Below are 19,571 nucleotides of genomic sequence, written 5' to 3' on the forward strand. Positions count from 1 at the left end.
GCATGAATCCTGTTTTGTTCTACGTTAATGGCTCTTCATCACCGTAGCCAAAGTCTTCGTCGGTAGGATAGTCGGGCCATATTTCATCAAGGCTCTCATACATATCATCGCTTTCGGGAAGATCGAGCAGGTTGTCGATCACCTGCTGGGGCGCACCGCTCCTGTTTGCGTAATTGATAAGTTCATCTTTTGTTACAGGCCACGGAGCGTCAGCTATATGACGGGCAAGGTCTAAATTCCAATACATACGACGTCGATTGAGTTATTCAGGTTAGGAGTTATTGTCGCTCTGTTCCGGCGCAGGTTTTTGTGTTGTGATAAACTTGTCCGGATTGCTTTCATCAAAGAAATAAGCGGTTGGGTTGACTTTTACATTGTCTTTCTGTACTTCATAGTGCAGATGGGGGCCAGTTGAGAGGCCGGTATTTCCCGAAAGTGCGATGATTTCACCGCGTTTGACTCTCTGCCCCTGGCGCACCAGAGATTTGGAGAGATGGGCATAGATGGTTTGATAGCCGAAACCGTGATTGATGGTTATTTTTTGTCCGTACCCTCTGTCATATCCCGAATAGGCAATAACCCCGTCACCTGTCGACTGCACCCTTGTGCCTTCAGCAGCGGAAAAATCAATGCCTGAGTGAAAAAGGGTAACCTTGTAGATTGGGTGTACCCGTTTTCCAAAAGCGCTGGTAATCGCGCCACTGACAGGCCTGATGTTGGGTATACTGGAAAAATAGGAGGTTGAAGTGGGCTCTTCACTCTGCACTCTTGATTCGGTGGCGTTGTTTCTCTGACGATCTATCTGCAGGATGAGCTGTTCAATCATCTGTTCCGTACTTGCGAGTATTCCTTCGGTCGTGTTTGCCCTGGGAGCTGGAGTTTTGGTTTCAATCGATTGTGCCTCTTCAGCAAGGAGGGTTGCCGGAGCCCCGATGACGAAAGAAAAAAGGGCAAGAGAGAGAGCAACAATTCCTGAAGAGAGGCAGGCAAAGAGGCTCTCTTTAGCGTTTCTGCCGTATTCTGAGACAGCCATAAACCGATGTTTCAAAGTCATGTGGTATCGGGGATTGTTGGTCTGAACAGGAATGTCATTCATAGCCAAATATAAAAAAACTTTTTTGGATAATCTCAATGATTAGTGGGCTTCCAGCCAGTTTTTTCCAATGCCGGTATCGACCAGAACAGGGACATTTTTTAGTCCGCAACGTATTGCTGCATCAATCATTGCCTGTTCTACAAGTTTTGAAAGCGGCTCTTTTTCTGCATCAGTGGTTTCAAAGAGCAGTTCGTCATGTACCTGGAGAAGCATGACTGATTTCATGTTCAGATGGCGCATCCTGCTGCTGCAGAGGTTCATGGCGCATTTGATGATATCAGCGGCTGTGCCCTGAATCGGCGTATTCATGGCAGCTCTTTCTGCCGCTTTTTTCAGGTTGGTATTCCTGCTGTTGAGATCAGCAAGATAACGACGACGTCCGAGGATCGTTGTGACATACCCTTTTTCCCTTCCGGTTACAATAATTTCCTGCAATGCCTTGAAGAGCCCGGGATATTTCGAGATGTAGGTGTCGATAATGGCCTTGGCCTCTTTTTGGGGAATATTGAGTCTTCGTGAGAGGCCAAATGGCATGATGCCGTAAAGAACTCCAAAATTCACCTCTTTTGCCTTGCGTCTCATATCGCTGGTAATTTCATCGGTGTCGAAAATTACCTTTGCTGTTGCGGTGTGAATGTCTTCCCGGTTGCGGAATGCTTCGAGGAGTTGAGGATCTCCGGAAATTTCTGCAGCAATTCTGAGTTCAATCTGCGAATAGTCTGCAGAGAGTAGCCAGTTTTCAGGTGTTGAAGGTATAAATGCCCTGCGTATCTCTTTGCCGAGGGGACTGCGTATGGGTATGTTTTGCAGGTTTGGATTGGAAGAGGAGAGTCGGCCAGTTGCCGTGATGAATTGATTAAATGTAGTATGCAACCGACCTGTCAGAGGATTGACCATTTTTGGCAAGGCGTCGATATAGGTACTCTTGAGTTTCTGCAGGCTTCGGTATTCGAGGAGGTCACGTGCGATGGGAAAGAGTGTCGCAAGCTCCTCAAGCACTTCAACATTGGTTGAATAGCCTGTTTTTGTTCTCTTTTTTGGTGGAAGCGCAAGGAGATCAAAGAGAATATGGGCAAGCTGTTTGGGGGAATCGATGTTGAAGGCGGAGCCTGCTGCAGCATAAATTGTTTCTGTCAGGAGCTCGAGCTCTTTTTTAACCCGTTCGGAAGCCTTTTCAAGATGGTGGGTGTCGATGCATATGCCGGCATATTCCATTTCGGCAAGGACTGTGACCAGCGGGAACTCAATGTTTTCGCAAAGCCAGAGCAGTTCAGTTTCTCCGTCGAGTTTTTTGCGGAAAACACCCTCAAGCTGAAGAGCAAGATCGGCATCCTGGCAGGCATAGTCTGAGAGCTTTTCGGGATCAACCTCGAAAATATGCTGTTTTGTTTTTCCGGTTCCAACCAATTCATCAAAGGTTGTCGTTCGGTAGCCGAGGTGGTGGGCGGCCAGGTCGTCAAGGTTATGTTTTTCTTCAGGATTGAGCACATAGCTCGCAAGCATGGTGTCGAATGCAACAGGAGAGAGCTCTATGCCGTATTTTTTGAGAACGAGCATGTCATATTTGAGGTTCTGGCCAATTTTCGGCAGGGATGGATTTTCAAGGAGCGGTTTCAGGATTTCGACTGTTTTATCCCGGTCAAGGGCGCTCTGCGCGAAAGAGATAAATCGCGCTTTTCCTGTTTCAACCGCGATCGATATCCCTGCCAGTTCGGCTTCAAAGGTGTCAAGACTGGTGGTTTCCGTGTCGACGGCAATATGCCGGGCATCGTGCAGAGACTCCATCAGTTCCATCAGTTTATCGACTGTGTCGATACGGGCATAGTCGGCATTCTCCCGGGGTGATCGGAGAGCGGGCTCTTCTTCATGAAAAGGGGAGGAGGGTTCCTCATGGAGCGGAGCTGTTGCTGAGGGCGCTTGCTGAAGCTCGCCAAAAAGAGCCAATATTCTTGAGGAAATGGTTTTAAGACCGAGTTTTTGCAGCAGCGGGAAAAGCTTTGCCGGGTCAGGTAATCCGCAGGCAAGCTCTTTCAGGGTAACGTCGATCTGTAAATCGGTGCGTATGGTGACCAGTTGTGTTATCAGATCAAGCGTGGGTTGAAATGCTTCAAGGCTTTGGCGGTTTTTCGGGGAGATCGTGTCGAGATGGTTGTAGATATTCTGCAGGGAACCGTATTGGTCAAGCAGGGAGATGGCGGTTTTCGGGCCAATCCCTTTTGCTCCGGGAATATTGTCGGAGGTGTCGCCGGTGAGGGTGAGGAACGGGATAAAAAGCTCAGGGGGAACCCCGAACTGTTCGATAATCTCTTTTTTCCCAAGCAGTTCAAGCTCATTCTGGTTTTTGCCGGGTTTGAGGATGTTTACTCCCTCATGGACCAGTTGGGCAAGATCCTTGTCGGGGGTGACAATATAGACCTGGCACATTGGGCTGAATTTACGGGAGGCGGTGCCAATAAGATCGTCCGCTTCGTATCCCGGGGTTTTAATGAGCGGAATATCAAACGCTTCAAGCAGCTTGAAAATGGCGTCAAGTTGCATGATGAGATCTTCGGGTGGCGCCTGTCGATTGGCTTTGTAAAGAGGATAAAGATCGTGTCGGAAGGTTTTTTCCTTGCTGTCAAATACCGCTGCAAGGTATTGTGGCCTGTAGGTTTCAAAGATTTTAAGCAATGTGGATGCAAAGCCATAAATAGCTCCGGTCGGCATGCCCTCCTGACTTGTCATGCCCGTCCGTTGCAGGGCATAAAAGGAGCGGTAAACGATGGCCATGCCGTCGAGCAGAAAGAGTGCTGGTTTTTTTGTGATGGTTGCCGGGTTCTTGATTCTCTCTTCCGGATTGGCTGGCGGGAAGAAGTCGAGCTGCCGATTATTCATTCTGCAATCACTCCATAACTTCCAAGGACGTTGACCATGGTGGCAAATTCTTTGAGATGGCAAAGGGCGTTCTGGATATTCCGATCGTTCTGATCACCGATAAAATCAACATAAAAAAGATATTCAAAGGCTTTTTTTCTGAACGGTCTCGATTCGATTTTGGTCAGGTCAATATCACGCATGGCGAATGTTGCCAGTGCCTTGAACAGTGATCCTTGTTCGTTGGGGAGCGTGAAGACGATTGATGTTTTGTGCTGTGCGCTCTTCGCAGTTGTTTCAGGGAGCGGGTTTTCCGGATTTTTCGCATGTGCAATACAGAAAAAGCGGGTAATGTTCCACTCCTCGTCGGCCAGATTTTCCTGGAGGATCTCAAGTCCGTAGAGTTCGCCTGCCCTTTTTGATGCTATGGCAAGTTTTCCGGGATCTTTTTCAGCGGCTATCATTTTTGCGCTTCCCGCCGTATCATAGGCAACTTCAGCTTTGAGGTGTTGGTGAGTGGCAAAAAAGTTTCGGCACTGGGCCAATGCCTGTGGGTGTGAAAGTACCTTCAAAGCCCTTTCTGTGGATGAACCGGGAATGCCAAGCAGGCAATGTTTTACCTTGACGAAGGTTTCTGCCACAATGGTGACGGGATGCTGCAGCAGAAGGTCGTAGTTATGATGAATGCTGCCTCCAAGTGAATTTTCAATGGGGATGACGGCATAATGAACCTTCTGGTTTTCAACAGCCGCGAAGACCTCGTCAAATGATTCGAAGGGTTTTGGCTCTCCAATCCGGAGTGCGGCGATCTCACTGTATGCTCCTGGTTCACCCTGGTAGGCGGTCATCAAGTTTGTCATTGTTTTTTCTTGTTGTTAACTTGCGGGAATACCGTCAGATTTGATTTTATTTAAAGAAAATAAATCTATTATCATAGGCGGGCATCTGGAGGAATAATAAATCAGCATTTTTTATTATGTCAGGACATAGCAAATGGGCAACCATTAAGAGAAAAAAGGCGGTAACCGATCAAAAAAGAGGCAGTTTGTTCACCAAACTGGTCAAGGAGATTACGATTGCAGCAAAAATGGGTGGTGGTGACCCAGCGGGTAATCCTCGTCTCAGGCTTGCAATCGATACGGCCAGGGATAATTCCATGCCGATGGACAATATCCAGCGTGCCATCAAGAAGGGAACGGGAGAGCTTGAGGGGGTAACCTGGGATGAGATTACCTATGAAGGGTATGGTCCTGCAGGGATTGCGCTGATTATTGAGACTGCTACAGACAATCGTAACCGTACCGTAGCTGATATTCGTCACATTATGAGTCGTAACAATGGTTCGCTCGGTGAAAGCGGTAGTGTTGCCTGGATGTTTCAGCGCAAGGGAACGCTTGATGTTCCACGATCGGCTGCCGGAGAGGATCAGCTTATGGAACTTCTGCTCGAGGCCGGTCTTGAAGATCTTGGCAGCGATGATGAGAACTATTTTACCGTCATAACTGACGTCAAGGATCTTGAGCGTGTCAAAAAAGCGCTTGATGATGCCGCTATCATGTATGAGAATGCAAAAATTGATCTGATACCCGAAAATTATATTGAGCTTGAAGCCGAGGATGCCCGCAAGGTGATCAAACTGATTGATGCATTTGAAAATAATGATGATGTGCAGGCGGTATACACGAATATGGAGATCAGTGAAAGTGCAATGAGCAGTTTAAACGAGTAAAAGAGTGGTTGTTCTGGGAGTTGATCCTGGAAGTCGGCTTACGGGCTACGGCGTAATTCGTCAGGAGGGTACGTTTTTTACGGTGCTCTCTTGTGGAGTTATCCGGCTTCATCCTCGCAGTAGTCATGCGGAGCGTATTGGTCAGATTTACAGGGAGCTTGAAGCAGTTATTACGGATTATGCTCCTGAATGTGTTGCACTTGAAACTGTTTTTTTGAGCAGGAATGTGCAGTCGGCATTGAAACTTGGTCAGGTACGGGGTGCCGTAATTGCTCTTGCGATGAACCGGAATCTTCTCTTGCACGAATATGCCCCTCGCGAAGTGAAGTCGGCAGTAACCGGAAAAGGGGCGGCCAGCAAGGAGCAGGTTGCGTTTATGGTCGCAAGGATGCTTGCTCTTAATCCGGTTCCTGAACCTTTCGATGTTACCGATGCCCTCGGGATTGCGCTCTGTGATCTGCTGAGAGGCGGAAGCCGGGAACCTTTTAAGAGTGCAGGACAGAGCAGAAAAGGGGGAATGAGCTGGTCGCAGTTTGTTGGGGCATCGCCCGATATGGTTATCCGGTTATTTCAAAAATAAATTCACCACTGTGGAAGGTCGTATCGTAAATATCCCGAATTTTCTCAGTATTCTGAGGATACTCTTGATACCCTGGTTTATCTACTACTTTCATACGGGTCATCTTGATATAGCCATTACTATTATGATTGTGGCTGTTCTGACCGACTGGTTTGATGGCCAGGCGGCCCGATGGACGAATGATGTTTCAGAGATGGGAAAAATTCTTGACCCCCTTGCCGACAAGCTTTGTCTTGCAAGTGTTGCGGTTTATTTTCTCTGGGTCGGGCAGCTCCCTTTATGGTTTGTGCTTTTTGCTGTGCTCCGCGATATTCTGATTTTTATTGGAGCGGGTTATGTGAAATTTCGTCATTCAGTGGTGACGACATCCCTTTGGCCGGGGAAATGGGCGGTGGGTTTTGTCTCCATGCTCTTTATTGCCATGGTCTGGCCTCATCCGTTTTTCAGGGAATATCTGGTCAAAGAGTTTTTTTTATATCTCTCGACGCTTATGCTCTTTTACTCGTTTGTTCTCTACTGCCTGAGGTTTTATAAAATTCACAAGGGGCTGGAGTATCGGGCCTGAGTTTCAGCAGCTCTTTTTCATTCCCTGAAAGGGCTTTTCCCTTCATTTTCGGTTTCATTTCTCCCTGTTTTTTATAGTCACCATTATGCTTATCCTGATATGGATAACTTTTTCTGTGAAGACGGGATTTTAACGTAACGATACGGGAACCTCTTTCTTCATATGATGTTAATTGCATTAACACGCTTTATGGCGTTGGTTGCAAAATGTGGATAACTTGTTGATGGAATGTGGAGTCCGTGTGGTCAGCCAGGGAGAGAACTGTTTTGCAGCAGAGCACAGGCTGCTGTTTTTCAGGCCTCAGACGGAGAGGGGCGCCGGGGTATCTGTTGTGTGCTCCGAAGCGCCCTGCTCCAATTCTGCTACAGGGCACGCTTCATGCACACTGGGTTATTCCATTACTTGCTCTTTGGTGCAACCGTGGCCATGAGGGAAGCTTCGCATACAAGTTCTCCCCTTACATAGGCTTTGGCGTCAAATTGGCAGATGTTTCTGCGCTTGTTGGTCAGGATTGCTTCGATAACAAGTGTGTCGCCCGGAAGCACGGGTTTGCGGAATCGAGCCTTGTCGATACCCATGAAGAGCACGACACTCTCCTTGATGTTATCATTGCCGTTGAGCATCATGATGCCGCCCGTCTGGGCCATGGCTTCAAGGATGAGAACGCCGGGCATGATGGGATTTCCGGGAAAATGGCCCTGGAAAAACGGCTCATTGATGGTGACGTTTTTGATCGATACAATTTTTTCGTCAAGCTTGAACTCTATAATCTTGTCGATCAACAGAAAAGGGTAGCGGTGGGGGAGGATCTGTTGAATAGCATTGATGTCGAAAATAACGCCGGCTTTTTTTTCATGCTGGAACTGTCGGGCAAGCTTGTTACGATCGACATATTTTTTGAGCTGCTTTACGAACTCCACATTCGATGCATGACCGGGACGTGCCGCGAGCACCTGAGCCTTGAGTGGCATACCAAGAAGTGCGATGTCGCCGAGAAGGTCGAGCAGTTTATGGCGCGCAGGTTCGTTCTTGAAACGAAGTTCACGATTGTTGAGGATGCCATTGTCACCAAGTACAAGATTTTTGCTCTCAATACCGAGTTTTTTGCCAAGATCGGAAAGCTCCTGTTCGCACATGGTTTTGTCGATAATGACAATAGCGTTGTCGACATCACCACCCTTGATGATTCCCTGGTTTGCAAGGGCTTCCACTTCGCTGAGAAAGCAGAATGTTCTGGAGGATGAAAATTCTTTGACAAATTCTTTGTCCAGATCAAAGAGGCCGGAGTGCTGCGAGCCAAGCGCCGGGTTTTTGTAGTCAACCATGACGGTTATTCTGAAGCTGTCGAGAGGCAGGGCTACAATATCAACGCTGTTGTTGGCATCATGGTATTCAATGGTTTCATCGATGACCAGGTAATTTTTTGGTTCATCCTGTTCCTTGAACCCGGCTTCGATCAGCGCTGCGGCAAAAGGGTGTGAGCTTCCGTCCATGACAGGAGGTTCCGGGCCGCTTATTTCGATGCGGCAGTTATCGATCTGCAGGCCGTAAAGCGCTCCGAGAACATGTTCGGTGGTGTGCACCTTTACACCATTGAGTCCGATGGTGGTACCCCTCAGAACATCAACGACATTCTCGATCAGGGCTGGTATTTCAGGGCTGTCGTCGATATCGGTACGCACAAAACGATACCCATAGTTGACTGGTGCAGGTTTGAAGGTAATCATGCACTCTTTGCCGGTGTGAAGTCCGGAACCCCAGAGAGAGACCTCTTTTTGAAGTGTACGCTGAAGAATGAGCATAGTGGAATTGTTGCTCCTGTTTCGGTTATCCGTGCAGGAAATGAAGACTGATTGTTATAATGAAAAACTATACAGGCCCTGAAGATAAGAAAGAACTGATTCCTCTTCAAATCAGCCTGGTTGCAGGGTCTTGTCTGGTACTGGTTTTTTTATGTGAAATGTTTCAGCGCTTTTTCAAGCAGAAGAGGGTGGGTTATGTTGTTGCCTGCAATAATACTCTGCTTCAGAAAAACATCAGGATCCCCACTAAAGTCAGTGATGGTACCTCCTGCTTCACGGACAAGCAGGACACCGGCAGCAAAATCCCACGGAAAGAGTTTGTATTCCCAAAAGCCATCAAAGCGGCCACAGGCGGTGTAGGCAAGATCAAGGGCTGCTGAGCCTGCACGCCGAATGCCGGCAGAATCATGAATAACCTCCTTGAGCATGCCGATGTATGATTCGAGGTAGTGATACTCCTTGAAGGGCATGCCGGTTCCAATGAGAAAACTCTCTTTGTCCGTGCGGCTTGATATGGTGATCTTTTTTCCGTTAAGGTAAGCTCCCTGACCGCGTTCGGCGGTAAAAAGCTCTTTGAGAACTGGCTGATAGACCACAGCGGTGAGCAGCTCATCATCGCTCCCTTTGAGCGCTATGCTGATTGAGAAAACGGGAAAAGAGTGAATAAAATTAAGCGTGCCATCAAGAGGATCGACAATCCATGTTCTTCCTGAAGTGCCGGTTATGATGGTGCCCTCTTCGCAGAGCATGCTGTCTTCGGGAAAGTTTTCGGTGATAATTGAGCTGATTGCCGCTTCACAGGCTTTATCGACGTCGGTGACAAAATCCTTGAACTCTTTTACCTGGATTTCGGGATGGGAGAGTTCTCCGAATTTTTCAAGGGTTATAGCTCCCGCAGCATGAGCCGCCCTGATGGCTGTCTGCAGTTCTTTACTTTGAGCTCTCATGCAACAGTATGGGTTGGAGTTGAAGTGGTCGTCAATATAGCATTTCCCGGAGAGAGTACCTATAAGTCTCAGTCCTCTTGTTTCTGCAGGGAATTATCGGAAGGCTCCTTGTGTTTAAGGTGTTCAGTTCAATAATTTTAACACTGATGTCATGAATGTCAATATTCCGAAACTTGCGCTCTGTATCGGGTTGTGTTTCGTCTTCGCCTTTGCCGGCAGCACCTTTACTCCTGTACCGGGTTCTGATTGGTACTACCATGTGCTGAACAAACCTTCATGGAATCCGCCGGACTGGCTCTTCCCTCCTGCATGGAGCCTGCTTTTTCTGCTCATGGGTATTGCGCTTTATCTTGTTGTTCAGCAGTACTCCAAAGAGACAAAGATTCGTGGGGCTCTGATTGTCTTCGGTGCCCAGCTTTTACTCAATCTTGGCTGGTCGGCAGCATTTTTTGGACTGCACTCTCCCGTGCTTGCGATGGTGGTGATTGTCCTGCTCTGGTTGGCTATTGTGTTGACGATTGTGAAATTCCGTGCTGTTTCTCCGATGGCTGGCAATCTGCTGATTCCCTACCTCATGTGGGTGACGTTTGCCTCATTTCTGAACTTTACGATTGTGCAGCTTAATTGATTGAATAATTTTTCGCGGCGCTCAATCTTCAGGTGAGAGAGAAAAGGATGCGTTGAGGGTGCATCCTTTTTTCATGCGGTTAAGTGGGTTAATTGAAAATGACGGCAAGAACATCCATCTCTTTTTTCCCGTTTTTTGCAGCAATCTCACGGATGGACATGGCTGAACTCTCCACAGCAATCCCTTTTTGTTCAAGTTTCAGGATAATGCTTTCACTCTTTTGCCCGGCGACAACTGCCACGGTTTCAAGTTTCGACTTCTCAAGCGCTCTGGTCATTTTCATTCTTGGATTCTGTTCATTTCGGGCTGGCATAACTATGCTGAGTATGGTAATAAGCAGGCCAGCGCCGATAATGGCCAAAGCAGGTTTTCGCGTAAAATAGCCGGTAAAGGCTTTCCAGTTTGCTGCGATGTGTAACAGAACACCCGCGACCATTGCCCAGCTCAGCCATTCATGAACAGGTTTGGTGTATCCAGCTTCAATTTTAAAAAACATCAGGATGCCTGTTACGGCAAGAATGACAAAGGTTCCGGTGGCCAGCGGTGTGGCCCATGATTTCATTGGTGCGCTCATGGTTGTGTTCTCTTGTTTTTTTGTTTGTTTTATGATTTCGTGAAGGCATAGTTCGATGAACGCCACATTCGACGCTGATTGTGGTAAAATCTTGTGCAGGCGGGCGCCGACGGGGGAAAAAGGCCGGAAAAACAGAAAGCGCAGTCTAAGCTGCGCTTTCTGTTGTTTATCGGGCGATCGAAGAGTGAGCAAGCGGGAACGCTTAGTCGTTTTCCTGATCGCGGAGGTTTTCAAGAACACCGAAATCCTCAAGTGTCGTGACATCTCCCTTGATTTCGTTGCTTGTGGCAAGCTCACGAAGGAGACGACGCATGATTTTTCCGCTGCGTGTTTTTGGAAGACCTTTGGCCCATCTGATCTCATCGGGTTTGGCAATAGGTCCGATCTCCTTGGCAACGTGGTTGCGAAGCGCTTCACGGAGCGTCATGTCACCGACATATTCATCTTTCAGGGTCACAAAGGCTACAAGGGCATTGCCTTTGAGTTCATCAGGACGGCTGACAACGGCGGCCTCTGCAACAGCCTCGTGGGATACCAGCGCGCTTTCGACCTCACTGGTGCCAAGGCGGTGACCTGAAACGTTGACCACATCATCGACTCGACCCATGATCCAGATGTAGCCATCCTCATCCTTGCGGGCGCCATCACCGGTAAAGTACATGTCGTGGAATTCAGACCAGTAGGTTTTTTCATACCGTTCATTGTCGCCGTAGATGGTACGGAGCATTGATGGCCATGGCTTTTTGATAACAAGGTATCCGCCTTCGTTGGCTTCGCACGGGGTACCGTCCTTGCGGACAACATCAACCATGATGCCAGGCAGGGGACGAGTGGCTGTGCCGGGTTTTGTCGGGGTTGCGCCTGGAAGGGGAGAGACCATGATGCCTCCTGTTTCCGTCTGCCACCAGGTATCGACAATCGGACATTTTTCCTGTCCGACAACTTTTTGGTACCACATCCATGCTTCGGGGTTGATTGGCTCTCCTACGGTTCCGAGCAGGCGAAGCGAGCTGAGGTTGTGTTTGGTGACCCATTCATTTCCGGCGCGGATAAAGGCGCGGATAGCGGTTGGCGCGGTATAGAAGATGGTAACTTTGTGGCGGTTGATGATATCCCAGAACCTGTCCCACTGCGGATAATTTGGTGCACCTTCATACATCAGGATGGTTGCTCCATTAAGCATCGGGCCGTATATCATGTAGGTGTGCCCGGTGATCCAGCCGACATCTGCCGTACAGAAGTAGATATCTTCGTCTTTGATATCAAACACGTATTTGAACGAGCTTGCAGCATGGACCATGTATCCGGCGGTGGTGTGCAGGATACCTTTTGGTTTGCCGGTTGAACCGCTGGTGTACAGTACAAACAGCGGATGTTCTGCATCGAGTTCTGCAGGTTCGGATTCATCAGCGGCAAGGCCCATGAGATCATGCCACCAATGGTCCATGCCGTTATGCATGTGGATCTCTTCATCGGTAACTTTCAGGACAATGACGCTTCGTATTGACGGCGTATTGACGATAGCTTCGTCAACGATATTTTTCAGGTTAATGGAACCGCCGCGGCGTCTTGTGCCATCTGCACAGATGACCATCTTGGCGCGTGAATCGTTAACGCGTTCAGTGATGGCATGAGCAGAGAAACCGGCAAAAATAACGTTATGGACTGCTCCGACACGCGCACAGGCGAGAACGGCGATGACCAGTTCCGGAACCATGCCCATATAGATTGCAACTCTGTCTCCTGGCTTGATGCCGGCGATTTTCAGGACGTTTGCAAATTTGCTGACCTGGCGGTGCAGTTCACCATAGGTCAGAACCCGCTGGTTACCCTCTTCTCCTTCCCAGATAATGGCAGCTTTGTTCTTTCTCCAACTGTTGACATGGACATCAAGGGCGTTGTAGCAGATATTGGTTTTACCGCCGTTAAACCATTTCGCATAGGGAGTATTCCACTCCAGAACGCTATCCCACTTTTTAAACCAGTGGAACTGCTCAGCAATGCCTCCCCAGTAAGCGTCCGGATCGGCTTCAGCGGCAGCATAGAGTTTCTCATACTCTTCCATTGAGGAGATATGGGCATTGTTCGAAAACTCTGCCGAAGGCGGAAATTTCCGCTTTTCAGACAGAACAGAGCTGATCGACTCTTCTCCAGAAGACGAGGTTTCGGTGTGCTGTGCGTTGGATGTTGTTTCTTCTGTAGCCATTGATACCCATGTTTTGTGTGTTAAAAAAAAGGATACTCACCCCTTTTACAGGAAATCAGGAACGTGGAAAATAACTGGTTGAAACGGAGATAAAAAGCCGGACAGAGAGTTTTATGCATTCTCTGCCAATTTTACATAAAATAATTTTACAGGACAATAACAGTTGTTAATATAGAGGAAAGTCACTCTTTTTTTACAACAAAATTAACCAGTTTGTCTACAACAACAATTTCGCGAAGTATGGTTTGTCCGTCAAGAAATTTGAATACCGATTCTGTCTTTTTTGCTTCCTGAAGAAGCAGCTCTTTCGGGCTTTTTGCCGGGGCAAGAAAGGTGCCTCGCAATTTTCCGTTGATCTGGACGGCGATGGTTAAAATGCTCTCTTCGACAAGTTTTGGATCAAATGAAGGGAAGGGTGCCTGGCTGATTGAGTAGTTGTGACCGATGCTTTCCCAGAGCTCTTCCGTGATGTGAGGTGCATAGGGTGAGAGCAGCACAAGGAGCGTTTCAATTGCAGAGCGGTTTTTGCATCCCGACTTTTGCAGTTCATTGACAAAGACCATCATTTCGGAAATAGCCGTGTTGAATTTGAGCTGTTCCGTGTCCTCGCCAACCTTTTTAATGCTCTTATGCATACGTCGGAGCAGCTCTTCCGGCATGGCTTCCTCAGACAGCAGTGTCGCCGACTCCTCATGTTCCCCATAAACCAGTCGCCACACTTTCGACAGAAAGCGGCTTATGCCTTCAATGCCGTTGGTGTTCCAGGGCTTGACCTGTTCAAGGGGGCCCAAAAACATCTCATAAAGGCGCACAGCATCAGCTCCATAGCGTTCAAGAACGTGGTCGGCGGGGATGACGTTGCCGCGTGATTTCGACATCTTTTCATTGTCTTCACCAAGAATCATTCCCTGGTTGAAAAGTTTTTTGAATGGCTCCCTGGAACTGACAACACCGAGATCGAAGAGCACCTTGTGCCAGAATCGGGCATAGAGCAGGTGAAGGACAGCGTGTTCGGCGCCGCCGATATAGAGATCGACGTTCATCCAGTAGCGCTCTTTTTCAGGATCGACCAGTTTTTCCTGGTTTTCAGGATCAATGAAGCGGAGATAGTACCAGCAGCTTCCCGCCCACTGTGGCATGGTGTTGGTCTCCCGTCTGAAGGATCCGTGCTCATCGCTTCCGTAAAGCCAATGTGGAATATTGGCAAGCGGAGACTCCCCGGTCGATGAGGGGTGGTATGCCTCAACTTCGGGAAGAACAAGGGGAAGAGCGGTTTCCAGCCGAAGAGTACCATCATGATAATGCTTGATGGGGATTGGTTCTCCCCAGTATCGCTGGCGGCTGAATATCCAGTCGCGGAGTTTGTAGTTTACCTTTCTCTCTCCCGCTTTTTTTGTTTCAAGCCATGATGCCATGCGCTCGAAAGCTTCGCAAAAGGGGAGACCGTTGAGTGTTATTTCGTTGTTGGCGGAGTTGACGCAAATACTCTCTTTCTCTTCAAAGACGCGTTCCTGAACATCATGCGGACTCTGGATAACCTCGATGATGGGGAGGTTGTACTGCTTGGCAAACTCCCAGTCGCGGCTGTCATGTGCCGGGACTGACATGATAGCTCCTGTTCCGTAACTGATCAGGACAAAGTCGGAGATCCATACGGGAAGAGGTTCTCCTGTTGCAGGGTTTATGGCATAGGAGCCGGTGAAAACGCCTGTTTTTTCCTTCTGAAGGCCTGTGCGTTCAAGTTCGGTTTTCAGCTTTGCCTTGCTGATATAGTTTTTCACCTCAACTAACTGCTGGGCCGTGGCGAGCTTTTCAGCAAGCGGATGCTCAGGGGAAATGACAAGGTAGGTGGCACCGAAAAGGGTGTCGGGCCTTGTGGTGTAGACTCTCAGCTTTTTGTTGTGGCAGCGGAGCTCAAAATCAATTTCGACTCCTTCAGAACGTCCAATCCAGTTGCGCTGCATCTGTTTGACATTTTCCGGCCAGTTGAGTTCATCAAGGTCGGCAAGCAGGCGATCGGCGTATGCCGTGATTTTCAGCACCCACTGGCGCAAAGGGCGTCTCACAACCGTGTAGCCGTCGGCAATTTTTTCATCAACCTCTTCATTTGCCAGAACGGTTTTCAGCTCTTCGCACCAGTTGACGTCCACTTCCGACATATAGGCCAGTCCCCTCTCATAGAGTTTGAGAAAGATCCACTGCGTCCATTTGAAATAGTGCGGATCGGTCGTGTTGATCTCCCTTGACCAGTCGTAGGAAAAGCCCATGGCCTGAAGAGTGCCCTTGAAGTTCCGGATGTTCTCTTCAGTGGTTGTTTTCGGGTGGGTTCCTGTTTTGATGGCAAACTGTTCTGCTGGAAGTCCGAAGGCATCCCATCCCATAGGGTGGAGCACATTATAGCCGCAACTCCTTTTGTAGCGTGCAGTGATATCTGAGGCGGTGTACCCTTCAAGATGTCCGACATGGAGCCCGGTGCCACTGGGATAGGGAAACATGTCGAGAACATAATATTTTGGTTTGTCAGCATCATCACCTGTTTTAAAGGTGTTCTGCTCTTTCCACCAGGCCTGCCATTTTGCTTCTGTTTTTGAAAATTCGTACCTCATGGGGTGTTGATGAATATCGTTGTATCCTCAGAATTACATAAAAAAAGCAGTACAGGAATAAATCTGCACTGCTTTTTGACGTCATGTTGCATTTACTTGTTCTCTGCGCCGTTCTCTTTTGGTGCATCCTGTTCAGCCGCTTTTATGGAAAGGGCAAAACGGGTTTTTCCGGTGCGGGAATCCTTGCGGACATCAACCAGTTTGACCCTCACCTTTTCGCCGATTTTGAGGTGATCGCTGACCTTTGTGACCCTCTCACTCGATATTTCAGAGATGTGGACCAGTCCATCGGTTTTGGGAAGAAATTCCACAAAAGCGCCGAGCTCATCACGAATGTCGCGCACCTTTCCAATATAGATATTACCCACTTCCGGCTTGGCCGTCAGATTTTTTATGGTGGCCAGTGCGGCATTTGTTCCCTCACTGGTCGAGCAGGCAATGGTTATGGTTCCATCGTCATCAATATTGATTTCTGCGCCGGTCTCTTCAGTGATGCTGCGGATAGTCTCTCCACCTTTACCGATAATCATGCCGATGCAGTCAACCGGCACCTTGATGCTGGTAAGTTTTGGTGCAAAGTTGGCAAGTTCCTGACGGGTTGAAGGGATAGCCTTCTCCATTTCGCCGAGGATGTGAAGACGGCCCCTGCGTGCCTGCTCAAGGGCAGTTTCAAGGATGTGGTAGTCAAGACCGTCGATTTTGATATCCATCTGGCAGGCGGTAATACCATCACGGGTGCCTGATACCTTGAAATCCATATCTCCAAGGTGATCCTCATTGCCGAGAATATCAGAGAGTACTGCATATGAGGCTCCCTCCTTGATCAGTCCCATGGCGATGCCTGATACCGGCTTTTTAATCGGAACACCACCATCCATCAGGGCCAGCGTTCCTCCGCATACCGATGCCATTGATGAAGAGCCGTTCGATTCAAGGATGTCTGAAACGATACGGATGGTGTAGGGGAACTCTTCCTCTGTCGGAGCAACCATTTTGATGGAGCGTTCTGCCAGATTGCCATGTCCGATTTCCCTGCGTCCGATACTTCCGAGCCTTCCGGTTTCACCGACACAGAAGGGAGGGAAATTATAATGGAGATAGAATTTTTTGTCGGCACTGCTGGTCAGGTTGTCAACGGACTGGGCATCTTTTTTCGTGCCGAGGGTAATTGTTACCAGAGCCTGTGTCTCTCCTCTGGTGAAGAGTGCCGAACCGTGGGCTCTCGGGATGATGCCCAGTTCAATGCTTATTGGTCGTACCTGGTCGAGGGCTCTGCCGTCAAGACGTTTTGCGTCGTCAAGAATCATGTGGCGCATGACCCGTTTTTCGACCATGTGGATCTGTTCGTCAATGATATGCGGGTTAATGCAGAGCGCCTTGGCCGGATCGGTCGAGAACTCTTCGCTGCTGCATGTTGCTTTGAAGTGCTCAATGGTGCTCTCTATAATTTCATGGTAGATGGCGGCTGTCTGATCAGCGCGCTCTTCCTTTTTGAGCGGAGTGTAGGCGAGCTCCTTGAGGCGGGTTTCGCAAAGTACCCGAACCGTTTCAGTGAGCTCAGCCGGAATGACTGTTGGCGTAAAGGGACGGATTGGTTTTGCCACTTCTGCTGCGATTTCGCTCTGCAGAGCACAGAGTTTGCGGATGGCTGCGTGTCCGAATTTGATGGCGTCGAGCATCTCTGCTTCGGAAATCTCTTTCATCTCCCCTTCAAGCATGCAGATGGTGTTTTCCGTACCGCCGATGCAGATATCAAGATCGCTGTTTACCAGTTCATTGATGTCAGGATTGACGACAAAGAGACCGTTGATTCTGCCTACCCGAACTTCAGACATAGGATTCTGGAAGGGAATATCGGAGACCATGATGGCGCACGATGCAGCCAGGCCACCGAGGACGTCAGCGTCATTGATCTGGTCGGAAGAGATAACGGTAACAATAATCTGTGTTTCATAGAGATAGCCATCGGGAAAGAGCGGACGGAGAGCACGGTCGATCAGTCTTGCTGAAAGAATCTCTTTCTCTGAAGGGCGGCTTTCACGTTTGAAAAAACCACCAGGAAATTTGCCTGCGGCAGAATACTTTTCGCGGTATTCTACCTGAAGTGGAAAATAGTCCTGATTGGGGGGTGGTGTTTTTTTGCTTGAGACAACCGTTGCAATGACCATCGTGTCACCCTGGCGAACAACAACAGCTCCGTCGGCCTGTTTTGCCATTTTACCGGTTTCGATAGAGATAATCTTGCCTTGTCCAAGATCAATTTCTTTGTTAATAATCATGGAAATCGTGTGATAGTAAGTGATAAAAATGTTGTCCGGTTGTTTTCAGGCAATGAACAAGTACTAAAATATAACATAAAAAATCTCTTCCGGTAACCTGATCTCTCGCATTCATTATGCCACGATCTTGCCGTTATCGATAAGTCGGACTTTTCCCGCATAGGCCGCAAGCAGCAGTCGATACTCTTTTCCCTCTTCAGCAATTTCTGCCGGTTCAAACCGCTCTTCATCGACAAAAACAACATAATCGGGTCGCCATCCTGGTGTTGAGGCAATCATTTGCTCAATTTCGGCAGCAATTACCGAAAGGTTTTTTTTCTGCTCAGCGATGCTTTTTTCTGCATGACAGATTCCCTGGTAAAGAATGCCGGCCGTGCTGCGTTCCGTGTTTGAGAGGTATATATTTCTTGAGCTTACCGCCAGACCATTTTCTTCCCTGATAATGGGTGCAGCGATAATTTTGACATCAAGATTGAGATCTTCAACCATGCGGCGGATAACAGCGAGTTGCTGTGCATCTTTTTCACCGAAGATTGCAATGTGTGGTTTGGTGATATGCAGAAGTTTTGTCACAATGGTGGCCACTCCGTTGAAATGGCCAGGCCTTCGCTCTCCCTCCAGTCGTTCGCCGAGAGCGCCGCATTGCAGGGTAGTCTGATGGTTTTCGGGGTAGATGGTTCCGGCTTCAGGTGCGAAGAGGTAATCGACTTCTGCTGCTGTTGCAAGGGCAACATCCTGCTCGAATGGTCTGGGGTATTGATGGAGATCTTCGTTCGCTCCGAATTGGGAAGGGTTGACGAAAATGGTGAGTATAACGGTGCCAGCGCTTTGCCGGGCAAGCTTTATAAGGCTCAGATGCCCTTCGTGCAGTGCACCCATAGTCATGACAACGCCGATGAACTGGCGGTTGAGGCGCAGTTTTTCAGCGATTGCCTGCATCTGGCGGGGTTCAGTGATGATTTGCATCTTCTTCTTCTGGTTTGACTGTTTTTTTTCCGGGTGGGTGGACAACGACCACAAACTCACCCCTCGTTTTGCCGTCGGCAAGGCGCTGGCGCATCTCCTCAATGGTTCCGGTAAGATACTCCTCATGAATTTTGGTCATCTCTCGCCCGATGAAAATCCGGGCATCCGCCATGACGTTGCTGAGCTCATCGAGGAGCTTCATGATCCTGAAGGGTGATTCATAGACCACAAAAGTGGTTTGCAATGCGGCGAGGTACTCAAGCTTGCTTTTGCGCCCTTTTTTATGCGGAAGAAACCCCGCAAAATAAAAGTTGTTAACGGGCAGCGGACAGGCTGAAAGTGCTGCCGTCACTGCACTTGGTCCGGGAACCGGAATAACCTGAAGCCCTCGATCATGCAGTTCGTGCAGGAGTGCATAGCCGGGATCGCTGATCACCGGGGTACCGGCATCGGTGATGAGTGAGACATCGGTACCCTCTTCAAGCAGTGCGACAATTTGACGGATAGCTGCAGGCTCATTGTAGTTGTGGTAGCTGATGAGCCTTTTGGCAGAGATGTCGAGATGGCGGAGCAGAATGGAGGCACGGCGCGTATCTTCACAGGCGATAGCCCCGGACTCTTTCAGGATTCTTATGGCTCTCAGGGTAATGTCTTCAAGATTGCCGAGAGGCGTTGCAACAACGTAGAGGGTTCCTGTATGTATATGATCAGTTTGCAAGGGCAAAAGAGGAGGTTGAACA

At 48.7% G+C, this 19,571-nt stretch carries 16 protein-coding genes; 4 read left to right on the forward strand and 12 right to left on the reverse strand.

Annotated features, from left to right (window positions below; all coding sequences use genetic code 11):
- Positions 1-19: 19 nt before the first annotated feature.
- From AC56AD_RS03220 to pheA, 4 genes are all read right to left on the reverse strand, one after another.
- Positions 20-247 carry a DUF2795 domain-containing protein gene (locus tag AC56AD_RS03220; RefSeq protein ID WP_012507447.1) on the reverse strand — a complete coding sequence of 76 codons (228 nt, stop codon included), beginning with the start codon at positions 245-247 and terminating at the stop codon, positions 20-22.
- A 24-nt stretch (positions 248-271) separates the two neighbouring features.
- Positions 272-1,033 (reverse strand): M23 family metallopeptidase, encoded by a 762-nt coding sequence (locus AC56AD_RS03225; protein ID WP_223293973.1) that lies wholly within the window; start codon positions 1,031-1,033, stop codon positions 272-274.
- A gap of 102 nt (positions 1,034-1,135) precedes the next feature.
- Positions 1,136-3,970, reverse strand: a complete 2,835-nt coding sequence (polA, locus tag AC56AD_RS03230) for a DNA polymerase I (protein ID WP_012507449.1) — start codon at positions 3,968-3,970, stop codon at positions 1,136-1,138.
- A complete protein-coding gene (gene pheA, locus AC56AD_RS03235; protein WP_041526406.1) occupies positions 3,967-4,809 on the reverse strand; it encodes a prephenate dehydratase in 843 nt (280 codons plus the stop codon). The genes polA and pheA overlap by 4 nt, the downstream gene beginning before the upstream one ends.
- A 116-nt stretch (positions 4,810-4,925) precedes the next feature.
- Between pheA and AC56AD_RS03240 the strand changes: the two genes are divergently transcribed.
- From AC56AD_RS03240 to AC56AD_RS03250, 3 genes are read left to right on the forward strand one after another with little or no spacing between them, the layout of a single operon-like run.
- Complete coding sequence (locus tag AC56AD_RS03240) at positions 4,926-5,678, forward strand: YebC/PmpR family DNA-binding transcriptional regulator (RefSeq protein ID WP_012507451.1); 753 nt, start codon at positions 4,926-4,928, stop codon at positions 5,676-5,678.
- 4 nt (positions 5,679-5,682) lie between these two features.
- Positions 5,683-6,258 carry a crossover junction endodeoxyribonuclease RuvC gene (gene ruvC / locus AC56AD_RS03245; protein WP_012507452.1) on the forward strand — a complete coding sequence of 192 codons (576 nt, stop codon included), beginning with the start codon at positions 5,683-5,685 and terminating at the stop codon, positions 6,256-6,258.
- 10 nt (positions 6,259-6,268) lie between these two features.
- Positions 6,269-6,823 (forward strand): CDP-alcohol phosphatidyltransferase family protein, encoded by a 555-nt coding sequence (locus AC56AD_RS03250; RefSeq protein WP_012507453.1) that lies wholly within the window; start codon positions 6,269-6,271, stop codon positions 6,821-6,823.
- Positions 6,824-7,221: 398 nt separating this feature from the next.
- Here AC56AD_RS03250 and AC56AD_RS03255 read toward each other — a convergent pair whose 3' ends face one another.
- On the reverse strand, positions 7,222-8,625 hold the full coding sequence (locus AC56AD_RS03255) for a bifunctional UDP-3-O-[3-hydroxymyristoyl] N-acetylglucosamine deacetylase/3-hydroxyacyl-ACP dehydratase (protein ID WP_012507454.1): 1,404 nt from the start codon (positions 8,623-8,625) through the stop codon (positions 7,222-7,224).
- A 149-nt stretch (positions 8,626-8,774) separates the two neighbouring features.
- On the reverse strand, positions 8,775-9,572 hold the full coding sequence (locus tag AC56AD_RS03260) for an inositol monophosphatase family protein (RefSeq protein WP_012507455.1): 798 nt from the start codon (positions 9,570-9,572) through the stop codon (positions 8,775-8,777).
- Between the two features lie 151 nt (positions 9,573-9,723).
- On the opposite strand from AC56AD_RS03260, the gene AC56AD_RS03265 reads away from it, so the two are divergent.
- Entirely contained in the window at positions 9,724-10,200 is a 477-nt protein-coding gene (locus AC56AD_RS03265; RefSeq protein WP_012507456.1) for a TspO/MBR family protein, read from the forward strand.
- A gap of 88 nt (positions 10,201-10,288) precedes the next feature.
- Here AC56AD_RS03265 and AC56AD_RS03270 read toward each other — a convergent pair whose 3' ends face one another.
- The 6 genes from AC56AD_RS03270 to rsmI form a co-directional block, all read right to left on the reverse strand.
- A complete protein-coding gene (locus tag AC56AD_RS03270; protein ID WP_041526407.1) occupies positions 10,289-10,774 on the reverse strand; it encodes a DUF4405 domain-containing protein in 486 nt (161 codons plus the stop codon).
- Between the two features lie 202 nt (positions 10,775-10,976).
- Positions 10,977-12,980, reverse strand: coding sequence for an acetate--CoA ligase (gene acs / locus AC56AD_RS03275; protein WP_012507458.1), 2,004 nt, complete (start codon positions 12,978-12,980; stop codon positions 10,977-10,979).
- A 182-nt stretch (positions 12,981-13,162) separates the two neighbouring features.
- Entirely contained in the window at positions 13,163-15,586 is a 2,424-nt protein-coding gene (gene leuS, locus AC56AD_RS03280; protein ID WP_012507459.1) for a leucine--tRNA ligase, read from the reverse strand.
- A 92-nt stretch (positions 15,587-15,678) separates the two neighbouring features.
- The gene (locus tag AC56AD_RS03285; protein WP_012507460.1) at positions 15,679-17,865 is read right to left on the reverse strand and encodes a polyribonucleotide nucleotidyltransferase; all 2,187 of its coding nucleotides are present in this window, start codon (positions 17,863-17,865) and stop codon (positions 15,679-15,681) included.
- A 114-nt stretch (positions 17,866-17,979) separates the two neighbouring features.
- Entirely contained in the window at positions 17,980-18,831 is an 852-nt protein-coding gene (gene panC, locus AC56AD_RS03290; protein WP_012507461.1) for a pantoate--beta-alanine ligase, read from the reverse strand.
- A complete protein-coding gene (gene rsmI / locus AC56AD_RS03295; RefSeq protein WP_012507462.1) occupies positions 18,815-19,549 on the reverse strand; it encodes a 16S rRNA (cytidine(1402)-2'-O)-methyltransferase in 735 nt (244 codons plus the stop codon). The genes panC and rsmI overlap by 17 nt, the downstream gene beginning before the upstream one ends.
- Between the last annotated feature and the right edge of the window lie 22 nt (positions 19,550-19,571).

Source organism: Pelodictyon clathratiforme, assembly GCF_982375515.1.